General features: G+C 47.4%; 20 protein-coding genes and 2 pseudogenes. 17 read left to right on the forward strand and 5 right to left on the reverse strand.

Annotation, left to right across the window (positions count from 1 at the left end; translation table 11 throughout):
• Positions 1–4: 4 nt before the first annotated feature.
• The 4 genes from HV350_RS10610 to HV350_RS10625 are packed head-to-tail and all read left to right on the forward strand — an operon-like array spanning position 5 to position 6,531.
• The gene (locus HV350_RS10610; RefSeq protein WP_181630439.1) at positions 5–3,289 is read left to right on the forward strand and encodes a type I restriction endonuclease subunit R; all 3,285 of its coding nucleotides are present in this window, start codon (positions 5–7) and stop codon (positions 3,287–3,289) included.
• A complete protein-coding gene (locus tag HV350_RS10615) occupies positions 3,286–4,041 on the forward strand; it encodes a SprT family zinc-dependent metalloprotease (protein WP_181630441.1) in 756 nt (251 codons plus the stop codon). The genes HV350_RS10610 and HV350_RS10615 overlap by 4 nt, the downstream gene beginning before the upstream one ends.
• 51 nt (positions 4,042–4,092) lie before the next feature.
• Entirely contained in the window at positions 4,093–4,602 is a 510-nt protein-coding gene (locus HV350_RS10620) for a hypothetical protein (RefSeq protein WP_181630442.1), read from the forward strand.
• 57 nt (positions 4,603–4,659) lie between these two features.
• A complete protein-coding gene (locus tag HV350_RS10625) occupies positions 4,660–6,531 on the forward strand; it encodes a DUF262 domain-containing protein (RefSeq protein WP_181630444.1) in 1,872 nt (623 codons plus the stop codon).
• A 796-nt stretch (positions 6,532–7,327) separates the two neighbouring features.
• Here the strand turns inward: HV350_RS10625 and cspH are convergent.
• Positions 7,328–7,540, reverse strand: a complete 213-nt coding sequence (gene cspH / locus HV350_RS10630; protein WP_049040548.1) for a cold shock-like protein CspH — start codon at positions 7,538–7,540, stop codon at positions 7,328–7,330.
• A 297-nt stretch (positions 7,541–7,837) separates the two neighbouring features.
• Between cspH and cspA the strand changes: the two genes are divergently transcribed.
• Positions 7,838–8,053: an RNA chaperone/antiterminator CspA gene (cspA, locus tag HV350_RS10635; protein ID WP_016153470.1), complete on the forward strand. Its 216-nt coding sequence runs from the start codon at positions 7,838–7,840 to the stop codon at positions 8,051–8,053.
• Between the two features lie 393 nt (positions 8,054–8,446).
• Here the strand turns inward: cspA and HV350_RS10640 are convergent, their stop codons facing one another.
• Positions 8,447–8,617 (reverse strand): YnfU family zinc-binding protein, encoded by a 171-nt coding sequence (locus tag HV350_RS10640; RefSeq protein WP_162835200.1) that lies wholly within the window; start codon positions 8,615–8,617, stop codon positions 8,447–8,449.
• A gap of 131 nt (positions 8,618–8,748) precedes the next feature.
• Here HV350_RS10640 and HV350_RS26510 point away from each other — a divergent pair.
• Positions 8,749–8,883: pseudogene (locus tag HV350_RS26510) on the forward strand (IS30 family transposase); the annotation flags it as partial.
• 58 nt (positions 8,884–8,941) lie between these two features.
• Here HV350_RS26510 and arsH read toward each other — a convergent pair.
• On the reverse strand, positions 8,942–9,640 hold the full coding sequence (gene arsH / locus HV350_RS10645) for an arsenical resistance protein ArsH (protein WP_181630446.1): 699 nt from the start codon (positions 9,638–9,640) through the stop codon (positions 8,942–8,944).
• A gap of 86 nt (positions 9,641–9,726) precedes the next feature.
• On the opposite strand from arsH, the gene HV350_RS10650 reads away from it, so the two are divergent.
• The 4 genes from HV350_RS10650 to HV350_RS10665 all read left to right on the forward strand — a co-directional run bounded on the left by HV350_RS10650 (position 9,727) and on the right by HV350_RS10665 (position 12,683).
• Positions 9,727–10,047, forward strand: a complete 321-nt coding sequence (locus HV350_RS10650; protein WP_181630447.1) for a transcriptional regulator — start codon at positions 9,727–9,729, stop codon at positions 10,045–10,047.
• Between the two features lie 44 nt (positions 10,048–10,091).
• A complete protein-coding gene (locus HV350_RS10655) occupies positions 10,092–11,381 on the forward strand; it encodes an arsenic transporter (protein WP_181630449.1) in 1,290 nt (429 codons plus the stop codon).
• A 12-nt stretch (positions 11,382–11,393) separates the two neighbouring features.
• Positions 11,394–11,819, forward strand: a complete 426-nt coding sequence (arsC, locus tag HV350_RS10660) for a glutaredoxin-dependent arsenate reductase (protein ID WP_181599165.1) — start codon at positions 11,394–11,396, stop codon at positions 11,817–11,819.
• A 282-nt stretch (positions 11,820–12,101) separates the two neighbouring features.
• Positions 12,102–12,683: a YrbL family protein gene (locus HV350_RS10665; protein WP_016156828.1), complete on the forward strand. Its 582-nt coding sequence runs from the start codon at positions 12,102–12,104 to the stop codon at positions 12,681–12,683.
• A 330-nt stretch (positions 12,684–13,013) separates the two neighbouring features.
• Here HV350_RS10665 and HV350_RS10670 read toward each other — a convergent pair whose 3' ends face one another.
• Positions 13,014–13,355: a hypothetical protein gene (locus HV350_RS10670; protein WP_181630450.1), complete on the reverse strand. Its 342-nt coding sequence runs from the start codon at positions 13,353–13,355 to the stop codon at positions 13,014–13,016.
• Positions 13,356–13,589: 234 nt separating this feature from the next.
• Between HV350_RS10670 and HV350_RS26835 the strand changes: the two are divergent.
• The 6 genes and pseudogenes from HV350_RS26835 to HV350_RS10695 all read left to right on the forward strand — a co-directional run.
• A pseudogene (locus HV350_RS26835) lies at positions 13,590–13,739 on the forward strand (DUF1571 domain-containing protein); the annotation flags it as partial.
• Between the two features lie 13 nt (positions 13,740–13,752).
• Positions 13,753–14,223, forward strand: coding sequence for an SRPBCC family protein (locus HV350_RS10675; protein ID WP_053389504.1), 471 nt, complete (start codon positions 13,753–13,755; stop codon positions 14,221–14,223).
• Positions 14,224–14,429: 206 nt separating this feature from the next.
• On the forward strand, positions 14,430–15,572 hold the full coding sequence (locus tag HV350_RS10680; RefSeq protein ID WP_181630452.1) for a transglutaminase domain-containing protein: 1,143 nt from the start codon (positions 14,430–14,432) through the stop codon (positions 15,570–15,572).
• A complete protein-coding gene (locus tag HV350_RS10685) occupies positions 15,550–15,906 on the forward strand; it encodes a mercuric transporter MerT family protein (RefSeq protein ID WP_016153461.1) in 357 nt (118 codons plus the stop codon). The genes HV350_RS10680 and HV350_RS10685 overlap by 23 nt, the downstream gene beginning before the upstream one ends.
• Entirely contained in the window at positions 15,903–16,184 is a 282-nt protein-coding gene (locus tag HV350_RS10690) for a heavy metal-associated domain-containing protein (RefSeq protein ID WP_016153460.1), read from the forward strand. Before HV350_RS10685 ends, HV350_RS10690 begins: the two co-directional genes overlap by 4 nt.
• 209 nt (positions 16,185–16,393) lie before the next feature.
• Positions 16,394–17,059: a YecA family protein gene (locus HV350_RS10695; protein WP_019077057.1), complete on the forward strand. Its 666-nt coding sequence runs from the start codon at positions 16,394–16,396 to the stop codon at positions 17,057–17,059.
• Positions 17,060–17,087: 28 nt separating this feature from the next.
• Here HV350_RS10695 and tyrP read toward each other — a convergent pair whose 3' ends face one another.
• On the reverse strand, positions 17,088–18,299 hold the full coding sequence (tyrP, locus tag HV350_RS10700; RefSeq protein ID WP_181630453.1) for a tyrosine transporter TyrP: 1,212 nt from the start codon (positions 18,297–18,299) through the stop codon (positions 17,088–17,090).
• 225 nt (positions 18,300–18,524) lie between these two features.
• Between tyrP and HV350_RS10705 the strand changes: the two genes are divergently transcribed.
• Positions 18,525–18,764, forward strand: coding sequence for a YecH family metal-binding protein (locus HV350_RS10705; protein ID WP_016153457.1), 240 nt, complete (start codon positions 18,525–18,527; stop codon positions 18,762–18,764).
• The last annotated feature ends 24 nt before the right edge of the window (positions 18,765–18,788 follow it).

Here is an 18,788-nt window from a genome sequence, read left to right on the forward strand (position 1 = left end):
GCTAATGAACCAGACGTACACGCCAAAGTTCCAGGAAGAATACAGCGCCAAAATTCCGGCACTGACGTTACTGACCAGCCTCGGCTGGACGTTTTTACCCCCGAAACAGATTATGGGTTATCGGGGCTATAAACAGGATGAGGTGGTGCTGCGTCCGGTTCTGCGTGAGGCGTTGTCGAAGCGTTCCTTTATGGCGGGCGGTAAAACTTGCCAGTTATCGGAAAAGGCACTGGATAACCTGATATCGCAGGTTTGTTCTCCGGCGCTGAATGAAGGGCTGCTGAAAGCCAATGAGCGGATGTATAACCATCTGCTCTACGGTATCGCCGTCACGGAGTTTGTCGATGGCAAGAAGGTGAACCCCACCATTGCGCTGATCGACTGGGAACATCCGGAAAATAACCAGTTCCATTTTACCGAAGAATTTACGGTATTGCGGTCAGGCGGTGTCGAAACCCGCAGACCGGATATTGTGTGTTTTGTGAATGGTATCCCGCTGGCCGTCATTGAAGCGAAAAGCCCGGCGGGTCACGGCAAGAAAGGGCCAACCATTGACGAAGGGATATCCCAGAGTATCCGCAATCAGCTCAACGACGAAATCCCGCAGCTGTTTGCCTATAGCCAGCTATTACTGTCGATTAACGGGTATGACGGGCGCTACGGCACCTGTCATACACCAATGAAATTCTGGGCGGCATGGCGCGAAGAAGATATTACCGATCCGCAGATGTATGCGCTGCGCAACCATCAGTTATCGACGGAACAAATTCATGCGTTGTTTGATCATCGTCCTTCAGCCGATCTCGACTGGTACCAACAGTTAATCGCCGCTGGTGAACTGGCTGTCAGCGGGCAGGATAAGCTGCTTATCAGTCTGCTTTCGCCGGAACGTCTGCTGGAGATGACCCGTTTCTTCACCCTGTTTGATAAAAAGACCGGAAAGATTGTCGCGCGCTATCAGCAGGTGTTCGGGATTAAAAGACTACTGGAACGCATCAGTACTCGCAGACCGGATGGGGGCAGGGAAGGTGGGGTGATCTGGCATACCACGGGGTCAGGTAAATCGTACACCATGGTTTTCCTCAGCAAGGCGCTGATCCTCCATGACAGCCTGAAGCTGTGTCGCATTGTGGTGGTGACGGACCGTGTCGATCTTGAAGGGCAGCTCAGCGGTACTTTCGCTTCTGGTGGAGAACTGGCCGGGAAGGATGATAAGGCCAAAGCGATGGCGACCTCAGGTCAGAAGCTGGCACAGCAGATTGGCTCTGGTAAAGAACGTATAATCTTTACCCTTATCCAGAAATTTAACTCAGCGACAAAATTGCCTGAATGCGTCAATACCAGCTCCGACATCATCGTTCTGATTGATGAAGGACACCGGAGCCAGGGGGGTGAGAACCATGTGCGAATGAAACTGGCCCTGCCGAATGCCGCCTTTGTGGCATTTACCGGTACGCCGTTGCTGAAAGAAGATAAGACCACTAATAAATTCGGGCCGATTGTCCACGCTTATACCATGCAGCGAGCGGTAGAAGATAAAGCCGTTACACCTTTGCTGTATGAAGAACGTATTCCCGACCTTGAGGTTAACGATCGGGCAATAGATGCCTGGTTTGATCGTATTACCGATGGGTTAAGAGAAGCGCAAAAAGCCGACCTTAAGCGTAAATATGCCCGTAAAGGTGAGGTTTACAGTGCAGATGACCGCATCCGACTTATCGCACTCGATATTGCCACACACTTCTCGAAAAATATTGATGAGGGGCTGAAAGGGCAACTTGCCTGCGACAGCAAAATCTCCGCCATCAAATATAAAAAGTATCTTGATGAAGCTGGGTTGTTTGAGTCAGCTGTAGTTATCAGCCCGCCGGATACCCGCGAAGGGAATACCGAGGTGGATGAAAGCAAACTGCCGGAAGTGACGAAATGGTGGAAGGATAATGTCGGCACGCAGGAGGAGTCTGTGTATACCCGCAATATCATCAGTCGTTTCGATACCGATGATAAACTTAACTTGCTGATTGTCGTCGATAAACTGCTCACCGGGTTTGATGAACCGAAAAATACCGTGCTGTATATCGACAAACCGCTTAAATCCCATAATCTTATCCAGGCGATTGCCCGGGTAAACCGACTGCATCCACTGAAAAAGTTTGGCCTGCTGATTGATTATCGCGGCATTCTGGCTGAACTGGACACGACTATCGGCAAATATCAGGATCTCGCCTCCCGAACCCAGGGTGGATACGACATCAAGGATATTGACGGGCTGTACAGCGCCATGAGCTCTGAATATAAACGTCTGCCGCATCTGTATAACCAGTTGTGGGCCATATTTGCCGGTGTTAAAAACAAAAATGATACTGAACAGTTACGTGCAGTACTGGTGCCTAAAATGGAAGAACGTGACGGAGAGATGGTCGATATCCATCAGAAAACCCGTGATGATTTCTTCGAGGCGTTAACGGCCTTTGCCGGATGCCTGAAAGTGGCACTGCAGTCCGCCACCTTCTTCACCGACAAGAGCTTTACGGAACAAGACCGAAATCTCTATAAAGAAACCGTAAAACAGATGTCCAGCCTTCGCCAGTGGGCGATGCAGGTAAGTGGAGAGCAGGTCAATTATGACGACTACGCCGAGCAGGTGAAAAAACTGCTGGATAAGCATGTCACTGGCGTTGAGGTTCGTGAACCGGATGGCGTGTATGAAGTCGGTAAAATGGGTAAGAGCGAAAAGCCCGAAGAGTGGGACAACAATAAAACCCGCAATGAAACCGACATCATTAAAACCCGTGTGACGAAGATGATTGAGCAGGAGCTGCGTGATGATCCGTATGCTCAGGAGGCCTTTTCCAGACTCCTGCGTATGGCAATCGAAGAGGCTGAAAAACTGTTCGACCATCCACTTAAGCAGTACCTCTTATTCCGTGAGTTTGAAGAACAGGTTGAAGCCCGTAAGCTCAGTGATGTCCCGGATGCTTTGGCGGTAAACAAGCATGCTCAGGCATATTACGGTGTATTTAAAAAAGAGCTGCCTGAGGTTTTTGCGATAAACGACATTCAGGTGCATGAGAAGTGGACGAAGCTGGCTTTTGAAGTAGACAGTATCATCGTCAAAGCAGTGGCAGAAAACTCCCTGAACCCTCAGGATATCGAGAAAGCAGTCAAGACAAATCTCTTACCGCTGTTGTTTACGACCTGCCGGGAAATAGGTGCCGGAATGAATCAGGTAAACCGTATTGTGGAAACTATCATCCAGATACTGCGCGTTGGTTTGATGAAATCATGAGTGAAAAAGAGTCGCCAGCAGTGAAAGCGTTACGCATTATTTATGGTGATGATGTCATCACCGTACAGTGTGTTCCGCGTCAGGTCGTAAAGGGCAGGGTGCTCATCAAGGTTTATCCCGACTGCCGGGTAGTGGCCTCTGTACCGCCAGAAACACAGGAGCACGAGGTGTTGTCTGCGCTGAAAAAACGAGGGCGCTGGATATACCAGCAACTGCGTGATTTCAGGGAGCAACAGACACACATTGTTCCGCGTCAGTATGTCAGCGGAGAAAGCCATTATTATCTCGGTAAGCAATATCAGTTGAAAGTGACAGAAGACGCTACTGTGCCGCAACGAGTGAAAATGTTGCGTGGGCGTCTGGAAGTGACTGTCAGACACAAATCGGCAGAAAAGATTAAAGCATTGCTGGCTGAATGGTATCGGGAACGTGCCAGAGATGTTTTTCAGCGCAGGCTTGATTTACTGATTCCGCAGACCCTTTGGGTCAGTGAGCGTCCTCCGATACGTCTGCGGGCGATGCAAACGCAATGGGGCAACTGTTCAGCAAAAGGCTGTCTGACCCTGAATCCATGGCTGGTTAAGGCATCCTCAGAATGTATCGATTATGTTTTGCTACATGAGTTATGCCATGTTGCTGAGCACAACCACAGTGAAGAGTTTTACCGCCTGATGGGGCAGGTTATGCCTGGGTGGGAAAAGGTCAAGAAACGGCTGGATGGCATGGCTGGGATGTTGTTGGCTGATATGTAGTAAGAGCCCAGCTAAATTAAAATATTACAGAACTATATAAGAAGGGGTTTTATGTTTTTCAAAACTGTTAGAAACTTTAAAGCCAAGATTGGACCGTTCTTATTAACCCTGTTTTTGGCTCCAGGTTATGTTCATGCCAATACGTGGGAAATAAATGTCACAAGAAAAGATAGTAATTTATATCAAATTACTGGGAAGGATTCTTTTGTTAATACTAAATATTGTTATGTTTATGCTTATTCTGAAGACGCATATCTCAGGGTTGATGGCTATGATAAAAAAATAATTTTTACAGATAGCAAGGATTCATGTGATGTAGATAATGTATTTAGCATGGTTAATATTGACTCAGGAAAGTATGAGGTAGAGGTTTCTAAAAAAGAAGATAACTGGTATGAGGTTTATGGTACAGATAATATGATAAAAACATCAATGTGCCTTAGTCTGGCTCTCAATGAAAAGGCTATTTTATCCATGGATGGTTATAGTGCAGGAGAGTTGATTTTTGATGACGGAGATAGCTGTAATGTAGAAGGGGTCTACTCTCCTGTTCGTTTGTGAATTGGATCTGGGATCAGTATGATCTGTGGTGTTCATCCAGCTATGTAAGGATATAAAATGAAAATAGAAGCCGATGTAAAAAATATATCAAAATTAAGCGATTATTATTTTTTAGTTCCCGATTATCAACGTGAGTACGTATGGAAGGTTGATGATCAGGTTGAACAGTTTATCATGGATTTAGACAATGAATACCAACCAGAGCAGAAAGATCAAAATGGTTATTTTCTCGGTTCTGTTATTATCGTAAAGAATGGGGAAAAGCATGATGTTATTGACGGACAGCAGCGGTTGACCACTATTGTCATCACTATGTGTGCCTTACGGGATCTATTAAAAGATAGATTGGATACACTTGACAAAAAAGGCCTGGAATATCTGAAAACTATTGAGGAATGGCTCTCTAGTTATGATATTAATAGTGAGGAAAATCTAATTAGACTAGATCTTCAATATGAAGAAAGTCGAGGATTTATTTCGCGGTTAATTGAAGGGCAAACCAATACCTTTGCGGAAACAGCTTCAGTAAAAAAAATGGCTGACGCGTATGATCACATTCGTGATTATCTTAAATACCAATTGCAAGATAGCTTGAATGGATTAATCTCCTTCGCTCGCTTTTTTTTAACAAAAGTTGAGCTGGTTGTCATTGAATCAGAGAACTTAAGTAGCGCATTAAAGATCTTCGAAACGATCAATCAGCGTGGTGCCAGCCTTAATGCTATGGATCTTGTTAAAAATTTGATTTTCAGTCAGATAAAAGAAGAACAGTTTTCGGCAATAAAGACAACATGGAAATCCATCACTAATAACCTTGAGTCTTGCGGTGAAAGTGATAACCCGCTTCGTTTTTTACGTTACTTTCTGATGGCACGATATCATCACGGGATTTTGCGTGAAGATGATATATATAAATGGATCATTTCAGCTGAGGGGGAACTGTCGTTGCAGTATAAGACACGCCCTATGGTCCTCGTCAAAGAATTGGAAAAACTATCAGAACGATACGCTAACCTGGTCAATGCAACAAATGAAGCAGCCTACTGGCGTGAAAATATCCGTTTTCCAAACGTAAGTAACATTGGATATATTAATAAATATCGCTCACGTCAGCATTTGGTTTTACTAATGGCATTGGACATTAGTTGTTCTGATGATGTAATGGATTTCTTAGGTGCTCAACTTGAGAGCTTTTTATTCTTTACAAATACAATGGCTATTCAATCGAAGACATATGAGCAACGCTTTACTCAATGGGCTGTAAAGCTTCGGGATGTGAAAACGAAAGCAGAGGTTGCAAATGTTGTTTCAGCAACACTTATACCTTTTGTTGTGGAGCGTTTAGATGAATTTAAAGAACGATTCTCAATTATTAATGACTATAATTTTACGCCTCAGTATCGCCAACGTTATGTATTGGGTAGATTAGAGAATCATATCCGCCATCTTTGCGGTTTTCCGGAAAAGAGCCAGCAGGCTATTCAGCAGATGCAAATTGAGCATATTCTTCCTCAGACGGTACGAAACGCCCCTGAAAACGGGGAGTTCTCTGATGCAAATCGAACAAGTTATCTATACAAGATTGGTAATGTAACATTATTAGAGGGTACAATTAACCAGTCCGTCAATAACTGCAATGATTTGAGTGAAGACTGGTTTTTGAAAAAACAAACAGAATATTTAAACTCTGAAATCATCATGACTCGATTACTCCACTCCCAGTACTCAATTGGTGATAACACTGCATTAAATCGCTTTAAGCTGAAATATGGATATGAATATCAAGACTGGTCCGCGGAAAACATCACATCAAGGCAACGCCTGCTGATGGATCTTGCCATTGACTGCTGGCGATTTAATGATCAGAGAATAGATGCTTATATAGTAAATAACCAGGGCACTGGACCCGGAAACGAATTTACGCTGTAAAAATATCCTTCATCGCAAAGTACCCCCTGGAACGTTATGTTTACCAGGGGCTGGGTATTCAACCTCTAAAGGTAGCGCTGATTATGAATGGATCACATTCAGAGAGCGGTTCACAGAACAGATATTACTAACTGACAGTTGTACCGAATACTGGGGGCAGGTCAAGCGCTTTAGCTTGTGTGGCAACAACCTCCTTTACAGGACCAGGTAGACGATTACCCTGTGCTGTTTCTGTGCTCAACGCAATCTACGGCTATCCATTTTCTGCCAGTGGTTGCAAAGACGACCATTCAACGTCAGCAAAGTTTCGCAATGCACTGCTATGTAACTCATTGATCCTACGTAGAATTTAAAATCCCTCGGCGTTCGCGCTGTGTGGGTTCAAGTCCCACTCCGGGTACCATGGGAAAGAAAAGAATAATCAAAGCAATAAGCAGTGTCGTGAAACCACCTACGGGTGGTTTTTTTGTGCCTGAAATTTCTCGCTTCTCGCTCAGCGAACCTTCAAGCTCAGAAATCCCCTGGCTTTCATCCTATGTGCATCACAGGCATTTGGGGTGTAACGCAAGCATATCACCCTGACGGGCTCAACACAGATACGCCAACGCTATTGCAACTCTTACCGGTCTTGAACTAACAGGTTAGATGAAAACAAGCAGAGTCACTATCAGCGTGCAGCATGAGCTCTTAAGGCCTGTCAGCCAGTCGTTGAGATAGATTTTCTGATACATATGAAACTCTCCCTGTTTTGAAATTCTCTTTTATGATTCCAGAAGTCAGGAGGGGCGGCTACAGGTCATGAGAGATAAACGTTCGCAGCCGAGGGGCCTCGAAGACCATTTATTCGACAAAACTCAACGCGTAATCCGGGGATGAGTACTTCTGAGTCACGGAGACTTAAGGCTGAAATGTGAAGCTGTACATCTTTGCGACCATCGGAGGGGGAGATAAGGCCTTTACCGCTCTTGCAGTCAAAGGCTTTGACAATTCCTGTCATTTTACGAGACAAAAAAATTCCTTAAAGCTAATAACGTGTTGCACTATACACATACCCCTGGATAATGCCAGAAATATTTTTCAGCAATCGTGAGATCTGGATAACTAAAATAAACATTGATTATTATATACGCCCGTGCGTTAATGGTCGCGTCGGTTTGAAGAACAGACAAAATACAAAGTAGTTTACTAAAGCAGTTCTCATTTCAGGTGTTTTATATTTATCCCTTCTTTGAGTCTCCCCACTAAGCACTAAGTAGTTTCTGTAATAAAACCATGTTCGCCGGAAGGCCAAATTAAGGAATACAAAATGTCAAAAAAGATGAATGGTTTAGTAAAATGGTTTAATGCCGATAAGGGATTCGGTTTTATTTCTCCTGTTGACGGTAGTAAAGATTTATTTGTACATTTTTCTGCTATCCAGAGCGATAATTTCCGCACCTTGTTTGAAGGGCAAAAAGTCTCTTACTCCATTGAGAATGGTACTAAAGGTCCGGTTGCTGGCAATGTAGTTATTACAGAGTAAATCCTTTTTTTGTCTGTATGCGATAACGAAGAAGGCTAAAGCCTGAGTAGACATACTGACAGAAGCAATGGATGTATTGTTGGGTCAGTAGAGATGAAATGTTACTGATCCGGCATTCAGGGCAACGGTCAGCATATTTCATCTCTCTTTTGCATGAGAAAGTATGCTGACCATTTTGAGTACGTGTAGGTTCGCTGCACGAAAAGTCTAACCACTTGCTTTGCACGACAACATACGCAAGAAGATAGCTTTTCCCAGATATCACCATATTTTTTATTTTTAAATATGAAAATACTAAACCCGCAGCCAGCGGGTTTTCTATTATCTGTAGCTTGATAAATCTTAAAATACAGATGTGGTGATTCTGTTCCAGAAATAGAGTCTAAAACGGATTCAGGCTGCTTCTTTTTGGTTTGTCTGGAATACTTTATTGCAATGAGGACAGATTAAAAGAGAACCTTTTTGTACTCTTGAAAAACTGTGTTCAGATTGTTGGGTACAGTTTGGGCAGGTGCATTTGACAAGATAGTTGCGGCGTGATTTAGAGTCTTTACGTTCTGACATAGGCTTTTCCTTGAGTGGATGAACTTCAACCATACCCTAATTTGTCCAAAAAATCTTAACTTTATGATGTTTTGGATATGTAAATATAAAGAAAAGGTATCGCAAAGAGCCTGATGATAAGGGCGGCTTCCCAAATTTATTTCTGTAATCCTCAATCTCCCTGGCTGCGTGGTTCTAATGAAAATACGAACAGATTGCTCAGACAGTATTTTCCAAAAGGAGCTGGCTTATCGGTTCGCAGCCAGCAAAGAATTAACATTGTTGCATCCAGCGGTTGAACGCCCAGCAAAAAGCGGACGTTTTTGAGCTCAGTAAAAAAGGACGTTATATTTTCGCCTGATTGACGCGGGATGAAAGCTCCTGATGGCTCTCTTTTCGTTCGCTGTAGCGATCAGCAAGGTAATCGGTTTGCCCCTTGAGCAGCAGCGTGATTTTAAACAACTCCTCGACGACATCGACGATACGATCATACCAGGACGAAGGTTTCATTCGCCCGCTCTCATCGAATTCTTGCCAGGCTTTGGCTATTGAGGACTGGTTAGGGATCGTGAACATCCTCATCCAGCGCCCAAGGATACGCATCTGGTTCACGGCGTTAAAAGACTGCGACCCGCCGCAGACCTGCATCACCGCCAGTGTTTTTCCCTGTGAAGGGCGAACGGCCCCTTCGCTTAAGGGTATCCAGTCGATCTGTGCCTTCATCACCGCACTCATTGCCCCATGCCGCTCCGGGGAACTCCACACCATCCCATCACACCATCTGACTAGCTCGCGCAGCTCGGTGACTTTTGGGTGCGTATCTGGGGCATCATCCGGCAGGGGTAAACCTGAGGGATTAAACAGTCTTACTTCCGCTCCCATCGCCGTCAGCAGGTGTCCCGCTTCTTCTGCGGCAAAACGACTGTAAGAACGCTCTCTTACCGAGCCATACAGGATCAGTATGCGTGGCGGCTCCTGGAGCTGCAGGCGTTCAGCAATCTGCTGATCGAAGCAATCAGCATTCAGTGCAGGAAAGTGTTCCATTTTTTACTCCTCCGGGAGGTTCTGTGATTTCAAATTCAACACATATGATTTATCATATATGTATTCTAAAGGGAACGGAGTAAAAAATGCTACAGCCTGTTCAGCTTTTTAAAATCCTGTCGGATGAAACCCGTCTCGCCATTGTTATGCTTCTCCGGGAATCCGGCGAACTGTGCGTATGCGATATATGCGCGGCGACCTCTGAATCACAGCCTAAAATTTCTCGCCACATGGCTATTCTGCGAGAAGCGGAACTGGTGCTTGACCGCCGGGAAGGCAAATGGATTCACTACCGTCTGTCTCCCCACATGCCTGCGTGGGCCGCTGAGACGATCACGACGTCCTGGCTGTGTCTGAGGAAAGATGTGGGTGAATGGCTGAAAAAATCAGCCTGCACATCCTGTTGAGAGAATTTGTCATATTCACATAATCATATATAAAGGAATCTAAAATGCTTTTGGCAGGGAGTATTTTTATACTGACGCTGGTCCTGGTCATCTGGCAGCCCAGAGGTCTCAGCATTGGCTGGAGCGCAAGTATCGGAGCCTTACTGGCACTGGGGACGGGGGTCATCCACATTGATGATATTCCCGTAGTCTGGAATATCGTCTGGAACGCAACAGCGGCATTCATCGCGGTGATTATCATCAGCCTGCTGCTCGATGAGTCCGGTTTCTTTGAATGGGCCGCGCTGCATGTCTCCCGCTGGGGTAACGGGCGTGGTCGCCTGCTGTTTACCTGGATAATACTGCTTGGCGCTGCTGTCGCTGCGCTGTTTGCTAACGACGGTGCAGCACTGATACTGACGCCGATTGTGATTGCGATGCTGCTCGCCCTGGGGTTCAGCCAGGCGACGACGCTGGCCTTTGTCATGGCTGCAGGATTTATCGCAGATACTGCCAGCCTGCCGCTGATTGTCTCTAACCTGGTCAATATTGTCTCGGCGGATTTCTTCGGCCTGGGCTTTACACAGTATGCCTCCGTGATGGTCCCTGTAAACCTGGCGGCCATTGCTGCCACGCTGGTCATGCTCCATCTCTTCTTCCGCCGCGATATCCCGGCCAGTTATGACGTTTCACTGCTCAAGATGCCCGCCAGTGCGATTAAAGATCCGGCGGCGTTCAGGGCGGGCTGGATTGTTCTGCTGTTCCTGTTGGTCGGTTTCTTTGTTCTGGAGCCGCTGGGGATCCCAGTAAGCGCGATAGCAGCAGTTGGGGCTGCGGTGCTGTTCGTGGTAGCCAAGCGTGGCCACGCTATTAATACCGGGAAAGTGCTGCGCGGGGCGCCCTGGCAGATCGTGATTTTCTCGCTGGGTATGTATATGGTCGTCTACGGCCTGCGTAATGCAGGACTCACCGAGTATCTTTCTGCTGTACTCAATATGCTGGCAGACAAAGGTTTATGGGCTGCCACGTTCGGTACCGGCTTCCTGACTGCCTTCTTGTCGTCTGTGATGAACAATATGCCGACGGTGCTGATTGGTGCATTGTCCATTGACGGGAGTGCTGCGACCGGCGTCGTCAAAGAGGCCATGATTTATGCCAATGTGATTGGCTGCGATTTAGGTCCTAAAATCACCCCGATAGGCAGTCTGGCAACTCTGCTGTGGCTTCATGTGTTGGCACAGAAAAATATGACCATCACCTGGGGATATTACTTCCGCACCGGCATTATCATGACTCTGCCCGTGCTGTTCGTCACTCTGGCCGCGCTGGCGTGGCGGCTCTCTGTCACTTTGTAATGAGATACTGATATGAGCAACATTACCATCTATCACAACCCGGCCTGTGGCACCTCACGTAACACGTTGGAAATGATCCGTAACAGCGGTAACGAACCAACTATTATTTATTATCTCGATACGCCCCCGGCTCGTGATGAACTGACCAAACTGATTTCAGATATGGGCATTTCAGTACGCGCATTGCTGCGGAAGAACGTTGAACCTTATGAGCAACTGGGTCTTGATGAGGATAAGTTTTCTGATGAGCAGTTGATCGATTTTATGATTCAGCATCCGATCCTGATTAATCGGCCGATTGTAGTGACGCCGCTTGGCACGCGTCTTTGTCGTCCCTCAGAAATTGTGCTGGATATTTTACCTGAAGCTCAGAAAGGCTCTTTTACCAAAGAGGATGGCGAAAAGGTCATTGACGAAACGGGGAAACGGGTTAAGTAATCTTTCCGCTTAATATTATCGGGTGCCTGTTGACTTCATACCGGTGCCTGCTCTTTACTGATAACCCTCGTTCACGACTGGAGAAGCGTATTTGCGGGGGATCAAAACAGGTTCATTAGCCTGCCCACTTGCCTGAAGAGACATTTGTCTCACTCCGAATGCATTTCGTTTATCAATTATTGAAATAAATATATACATAATAGTTTTTTGATTAGCAGAACTTACCGATGCAGGTCAGTTGAGGCAATTTCATTTCCCTTAGGGTAAGAGTCAAAAACTATCATGAAACAAGAGCTTGTATTGACAGATGAAGACTTACTTGCACGAGGTAACGATCGTTACGTCTTTCAGCATCCACAGGATAGTAACCTGCTGATCAAAATCGTTATTTCAGATATTGCGAACTATAAAAGCAAGTTACGGGAAGTCTTCCGGGACCTCAAAGAATGCAAGCCTGGTCATCAAACAGACTCTCTTTATATGCAAAAGATCGAAGGTCTTGTTGAAACAAATAAAGGGCTAGGGCAGATCACTGTGAAGGAGTGCGATGAGCATGGCAACCTTGCTCAAACTCTTTATCAGCTTGCTCTCAAAAAAGAACTCGATGACAGCAAATTGCAGAAGTTGAATGCTTTTTTAGCATGGTTTGTCAGCACCAAAGTCATTATTAACTCCCTGCATTGTAAAAACATTGTTTATGCCTGGGATAGCGAGCGTCAGGATTATCGCTTCAAAGTCATTGACGGGTTTGGTGACAAAACGTTTTTTCAACTCAGTAAGCTTTCGCAATCAGTTCGCGATAAGAATAAAATCAAATGTCTCAAGCGGATGCTTAACGATTTGAACGGTCTGCAACAAGCTTAACCACGCAGATTAAAAATAATCGAATCACCAGTTTTCTGTTGCCGGACTTCCGATCCCGCATACCTGATTAACAAAGGTGTTTACGCAGAAGTAAGTTACATATTAACTTCTTGAAAAATATCCTGAACTGCTCGGCGTTCGTGCTGTGTGGGCAAATCCCACACCGGTACCATGGGAAAGAATAGAACAATCAAAGCAATAGCAGTGTCGCGAAACCACCTACGGGTGGTTTTTTTGTGCCGGCTTTTGACGAACCATAGGTATTTTGCGTCAAGTAAGCCAGCCAGATACGTTAAGCCGCCCGCTACACACTCCCCATTGCCAATCAATCTATCGACGAATCGGTGCATTAAACATAAACCTTCCCCGGGCTGGGTTGTTGATAAAGCCATCCCGGGAGGGATTATAGTTGTGGTCCTGAAAACCATTCATCATGATGGGATCGCCTATGCCATCCTGAATCGCCAAATGTCTGTGGATTCGGTTACGTGCCCTGAATGTGAAAGCGAAATCATCCGTCCCGCCAATGATGATGACGCCATTTCCTGCAAGAAGTGCCGCGCTTAACTCTTGCTCTCTTGCGGCCTGGTTTTGTAACGCGCTGGCTGCGGCAGACGATGACGCCAGCAGCAATACGAGGACGGCGCATGAAAATACCGATGGCAGTTTCATGATTAATACCCATTAAAAGTATGGCTATTAAAGTATAGTCTTATACCTTTATCTCATCTGAATAGAAAATAAACAATTTAAGCCTGTTGCCTGTACGGAGTCTGAGGGGCCGGGAGAGGAGTGCCGCGCAATTAAGAACTATAATAAAAACAGTCGACAGCTGATGACTCCAGTTTGCAGATAGTACCGATACAAGGGGGCGATTATGCGCGTCTCATTTTCTCCGCGAGTTGCGTTCACCGCTACGACATCTGGCTGGATAATTATCACGGACTCCCTGCCAAAGTGATCAGCTATGCGCCAGATGGGCAGCGATTAGAAACTGTTCTTCTGGATGCTATGGTTATCAACACCCGTTTCCCCGTCAATTTTTTCACGCCTTGAGGGAGCCTGCACTATGGCTGACTATCAGTTTTCCACAGTCTGGCGGGTTGAGGCTTCAATTCAGGAGGTATGGGATGTTTTTTCCCATCCGGATAGCTGGCCTGAATGGTGGGGAAGTCTGGAACGCATCGTTGAGATAAGGAAAGGGGATTTACGGGGTATTGGGGCGTTGCATCGTTATACCTGGAAAGGGGCGCTTCCTTATCGCTTAACTTTTGATATCAATGTGTTGAAAATACGGCCTTGCACACTGCTTGAAGGACAAGCCAGCGGCGCGGTGGAAGGGCGAGGGGTATGGTCTTTTACTGCCAATGGTACAGCGACTATTGTCAGATATGACTGGAATGTGCGTACCACGATCCGTTGGATGAATTATCTCGCCCCGCTGGCAGCACCTGTATTTCGCTGGAATCACAACACGGTCATGCGCGAAGGGGCAAGAGGGTTAGCCCGCAAACTGGCAACGACTGTGTATATAGTCTGAACGTATCTCCGCTGCTGTACTTTTGTGGCTGTAAATGGCTTAATAGCGACCTTGCAGTTTCTCACTTCATTCACAGTTAACAGGTCTGTTATTGATGAATAATCTCCATCGACTCGCCTTTTTATGCCAGCCTCTGTCTGCTGTGATGATCGCGTACGGTTTCCCCTTTAGCCGTAGCTCAACTCTTACAACCTGGACAGACAGCAATGCAACGTCGTCAGTTTCTCAAAAATAGCGTTCTCCTTTCCGCCGCCGGATTAGTCGGCCCTGCACTCATTAGCCAGACGGTACGTGCCGCGGAGCCATCCGTTGCGCCAATAGCTCGTCGACGCTTTGTCTTATCTCAAACGTATAAACTTAATCCTCCTAAGGGATCGAGCGGCGTGGTGAAACTGTGGATCCCGCTACCGGTGGATACCGCGTTTCAACAAATGACGGCGCTTGCCTTTAGCGGAAACTATAAGCAGGCGTACGTCACCACCAATAATACCTATGGCGCGAAAACGCTGTTTGCCACCTGGGCTGACTCGCAGGGTGAATTGTTGGTTAACGTTGATATCGACATTGAAACCGCCGACTGGGAACCGCTGAAGCAGGACGCGCTGAAAAACTGGCAGGCACCTGAGCAGATTATTTATCCGCTGGATGTAAAACCGTATCTGTTGCCGACGGCACATACCCCAGTTGATGGATTGGTCCTGGAAACCGCGCGTAAAATCACCGGTAATGAGCAGGATCCGCTAAAAAAAGCGCGCCTGATTTACGAATGGGTCAGCAGCCATATGGAGCGTGACAACGACGTTATTGGCTGCGGCACGGGGGATGTGGCGGAGATATTAAAAAGCGGTAAGCTCAAAGGAAAATGCACCGACATGAGCTCCGTTTTTGTTGCTCTGGCGCGGGCCAGCGGTATTCCGGCGCGCGAACTGTTTGGCATCCGTCTGGGCAAGGCCAATAAGCTCGAACGTTACTCGAAAAGTGCTTTTGGCACAGCCGACAGTGCAGGCGTTGCCAATGTGAGCGGCGGACAACACTGCCGCGCTGAGTTCTATCTGGCAGGTTACGGTTGGTTACCGTGCGATCCTGCTGATGTGACCAAAATGCGTCTGGCAGAGAAAAAAACGCATCAGGATGCCGATGTCCAGGCGGTTAACGCTTACCTGTTTGGTAACTGGGAAATGAACTGGGTTGGATTCAACTATGGGCGTGATTTCGAGTTGTATCCGGCAACGGAGCAGGGGGCCATGAATAACTTTGGTTATCCTTACGCTGAAGTCGATGGCGACCCGATCAATTTCTATGACCCTAAAGCGTTTTCCTACAGCTATGTCGCCACAGAACAACGCTAAAGGTGCGGGGCTTACCCTGTTGACGGCTGCGGCCGCCGCCGTCACCGCTGGCTTATGCTGTGTTGGACCACTACTTTACCTGCTGTTTGGTATTTCGGCGGCGAGCTTCGCCGTTTTCACCCGGTTTGAGTTTTTGCGAACTCCTCTGGTACTGCTGTCCCTGGGATTATTATTGCGTGTCTTCTGGCGGCTCTATTTTTCCAAACGGTTGTGGTGCTCCGGGTGGTTAACTCTGAAGCAAGCGCGCGTTCTCTACTGGTGCGCGCTGGCATTGATTTTGCCGGTGCTATTTTACCCAACGCTTGTTGCCTGGTTTTATGAGGTATTTGAATGAAGATCTTCGCGTTAGTTGCATGCTTGCTGTTGCCGCTGTGGGCTCAGGCGGCCAATCAAAAAGTGGTGCTGGATATACAAAATATGACCTGCTCGTTATGCGTTATTTCGGTCAATCAGGCGCTACGTGAAACCGACGGCGTGATTAAAGCAAAATCCTCTCTCAAAACCCGGCAGGCAGAAGCCATCGTGCCAGAAGGTTTCCCAACCGATACTCTACTTAACGCAGTAGCGAAAACGGGCTATACCGCAACGCTCAACCGTATTGAACAACAGTAAACCACCTGCGGGTGGTTTTATTGTGTTTTCCCGGTATGATGCCCGGCGGCTTAGTGTTCTCTTTTGTGCGTTAACTACCGGAATTCCCCTCTTTTCCTGTTAACCTGAACAGGCGGCTGCTGTAAGCCGCATATGCCCATTTATATCTGTTATCCCTCCAGCCATGTAGGATGATCACAGGCAAGATTTTTTGACTAAGGAAAAGCGTTATGAAAACGGGACCATTAAACGAGAGCGAACTGGAATGGCTGGATGATGTACTGACTAAGTACAATACAGATAAGGCTATTCTGGATGTGTCAGAACTGGATGGTTTACTGACGGCGGTACTGAGTTCACCGTATGAAATTGAACCGGAGCAGTGGCTGGTCGCTATTTGGGGCGGCGCGCAGTATGTTCCTCGCTGGTCCTCCGAAAAAGAAATGACGCGTTTCATGAACCTGGCGTTTCAACATATGGCGGATACGGCCGATCGCCTGGATGAATATCCTGAGCAGTTTGAGCCGCTGTTTGGTTTGCGTGAAATTGACGAGCATGAACTGACCATCGTTGAAGAGTGGTGTTTTGGTTATATGCGCGGCGTCGCGCTGTCGGACTGGTCCGCGTTACCAGACTCGTTAAAACCGGCGCTCGAGGCTATTGCGCTGCACGGTACGGAAGAAAACTTTGCGGTCGTTGAGAAAATGACGCCAGAAGCGTTCGAAGAGAGCGTGGATGCCATCCGCCTGGCGGCGCTGGATCTGCATGCTTACTGGATGGCGCATCCTCAGGAAACGCCGGTTAAAGTACCGGTCAAAGTGGATGCCAAGGTAGGGCGCAATGACCCTTGTCCGTGCGGTAGCGGTAAAAAATATAAGCAGTGTTGTTTGCATTAAGAAAAAGGGGCGTGAAGCCCCTTTTGTTTTAACCCACTTCCGGTAGTAATCCTGCTGCAATCGAAAACTGTACGGCTATCACCACAATGCCGCACAAAAATACCAGCGCCAGCGCCGGAGCACCCCCCGCCACGCGGTAGTTAGCCTGTGGATTCTGTTTTCTGCTCTGCCATGCCAGCATCGAGGGAATGAGCAGCGCCAGCACCGCCAGGGCAACGCCCGCATACCCCAGGGCCATGACGAAACCACGCGGATAGAACAGCGCGAATGCCAGCGGCGGCAGGAAGGTCACCACGCCGGTTTGCATTCTTCCTGCTACGGTATTGCGGCGCTGGAAGAGGTCGGCCAGGTAGTCAAATAATCCCAGTGCGACGCCGAGGAAAGAGGTTGCCAGCGCAAGGTCGGCAAACAGATGCACCGCCAGTTCGACGTGCGGCGAAGCCACGACTTCACGTAATGCTTGTAATAAACCGTTTAAACCAGCGTGGTTGGCTAACAGCCCCATGAACGTTGAGGAGTTAATACTGCCAAGCGTGGCCAGTTGCCAGAAGATATAGGCGACTAGCGGAATGGCGCTCCCGGTGATAAACACCCAACGCAGTTTACGGATGTTACCGTTCATATAGCTGACGATACTGGGGACGCTGCCGTGAAAACCGAACGAAGTGAAGATAACCGGGATTGCAGACAGTGCCAGCCCCTGCTGAAGCGGCAACGTAAGCAGGTTTACTTTATGGATATGCGGCATTAACAGGGCTAGCATCACCACCAGGAAGATTATCTTGGCACTGAACAACAGACGGTTGAACAGATCGACCAAAGATGTGCCAACGCAAACCACGCCACCGGCAACAAAGGTGAACAGCAGTACGCCTGTTGTCGGGGAGAGCGTTGTCCCGGTCCAGTCGCTGATGCTGGAAGCCAGCAACTCACCAGCGCCACTGATATACGCCGCCGTCAGCGCGTACATTAAAAACATCATGCTAAAGCCCGTTACCCATTGTCCGTAACGACCAAGATAACGTTTTGCCAGCGTACCCAACCCAGTGTCTGCCGGTACGTGTTGATACACTTCAAGCAGCAACAGCGCGGTGTAGCACATTAGCGCCCAAAGAGTCACTAACAATACCAGCGTGACGCTAAACCCCACGCCTGCCGCGGCCAGCGGCATTGCCAACATTCCGGCACCAATCGTGGTTCCCGCCACGATAAAAATACTACCCAGGGTTCTGTTTTTCACGCTTTCCTCTGTCCCAGAGATAATCAACGGTTATATCTGCGGCGCAGGTTAAGGCAAAACGCTATTTTCGTCAAATCACCGTTACAATGAATGTACATTAATCTTTACGATGTTTGGCGCGTTAAGATGTATCACAAATGATATTTATCTGCGGGTAAACCTGCGTTAGCGCAAAGCAAGGCCGTGCCGTTCACATTAGGCTACGGACTTTATTGAGGAGGTAGTATGGAATCTATTCACGGTCACGAAGTGCTCAACATGATGATTGAATCTGGCGAGCAGTATTCAAATGCCAGCCTTGAAGCGGCGATTACGGCACGGTTTGGCGAGCAGGCTCGTTTTCACACCTGTTCTGCGGCGGATATGTCGGCAGCTGAGCTGGTGGCGTTTTTAGCGGCGAAGGGAAAGTTTATTGCAAAAGAAGACGGCTTCTCTACGCACGAAAGCAAGATCTGCCGTCACTGATTTTAGCGGGTAATGATGGCGGGT

Source organism: Citrobacter sp. RHBSTW-01013, assembly GCF_013781985.1.
Classification (GTDB): domain Bacteria; phylum Pseudomonadota; class Gammaproteobacteria; order Enterobacterales; family Enterobacteriaceae; genus Citrobacter; species Citrobacter braakii.

Bases quoted from the DNA above. Each gene is read 5' to 3' on its own strand.
- HV350_RS10610 (WP_181630439.1), top strand. From the start codon at position 5: ATGAACCAGACGTACACGCCAAAGTTCCAGGAAGAATACAGCGCCAAA.
- HV350_RS10615 (WP_181630441.1), top strand. From the start codon at position 3,286: ATGAGTGAAAAAGAGTCGCCAGCAGTGAAAGCGTTACGCATTATTTAT.
- HV350_RS10620 (WP_181630442.1), top strand. From the start codon at position 4,093: ATGTTTTTCAAAACTGTTAGAAACTTTAAAGCCAAGATTGGACCGTTC.
- HV350_RS10625 (WP_181630444.1), top strand. From the start codon at position 4,660: ATGAAAATAGAAGCCGATGTAAAAAATATATCAAAATTAAGCGATTAT.
- cspA (WP_016153470.1), top strand. From the start codon at position 7,838: ATGTCAAAAAAGATGAATGGTTTAGTAAAATGGTTTAATGCCGATAAG.
- HV350_RS10640 (WP_162835200.1), bottom strand. From the start codon at position 8,617: ATGTCAGAACGTAAAGACTCTAAATCACGCCGCAACTATCTTGTCAAA.
- arsH (WP_181630446.1), bottom strand. From the start codon at position 9,640: ATGGAACACTTTCCTGCACTGAATGCTGATTGCTTCGATCAGCAGATT.
- HV350_RS10650 (WP_181630447.1), top strand. From the start codon at position 9,727: ATGCTACAGCCTGTTCAGCTTTTTAAAATCCTGTCGGATGAAACCCGT.
- HV350_RS10655 (WP_181630449.1), top strand. From the start codon at position 10,092: ATGCTTTTGGCAGGGAGTATTTTTATACTGACGCTGGTCCTGGTCATC.
- arsC (WP_181599165.1), top strand. From the start codon at position 11,394: ATGAGCAACATTACCATCTATCACAACCCGGCCTGTGGCACCTCACGT.
- HV350_RS10665 (WP_016156828.1), top strand. From the start codon at position 12,102: ATGAAACAAGAGCTTGTATTGACAGATGAAGACTTACTTGCACGAGGT.
- HV350_RS10670 (WP_181630450.1), bottom strand. From the start codon at position 13,355: ATGAAACTGCCATCGGTATTTTCATGCGCCGTCCTCGTATTGCTGCTG.
- HV350_RS10675 (WP_053389504.1), top strand. From the start codon at position 13,753: ATGGCTGACTATCAGTTTTCCACAGTCTGGCGGGTTGAGGCTTCAATT.
- HV350_RS10680 (WP_181630452.1), top strand. From the start codon at position 14,430: ATGCAACGTCGTCAGTTTCTCAAAAATAGCGTTCTCCTTTCCGCCGCC.
- HV350_RS10685 (WP_016153461.1), top strand. From the start codon at position 15,550: ATGTCGCCACAGAACAACGCTAAAGGTGCGGGGCTTACCCTGTTGACG.
- HV350_RS10690 (WP_016153460.1), top strand. From the start codon at position 15,903: ATGAAGATCTTCGCGTTAGTTGCATGCTTGCTGTTGCCGCTGTGGGCT.
- HV350_RS10695 (WP_019077057.1), top strand. From the start codon at position 16,394: ATGAAAACGGGACCATTAAACGAGAGCGAACTGGAATGGCTGGATGAT.
- HV350_RS10705 (WP_016153457.1), top strand. From the start codon at position 18,525: ATGGAATCTATTCACGGTCACGAAGTGCTCAACATGATGATTGAATCT.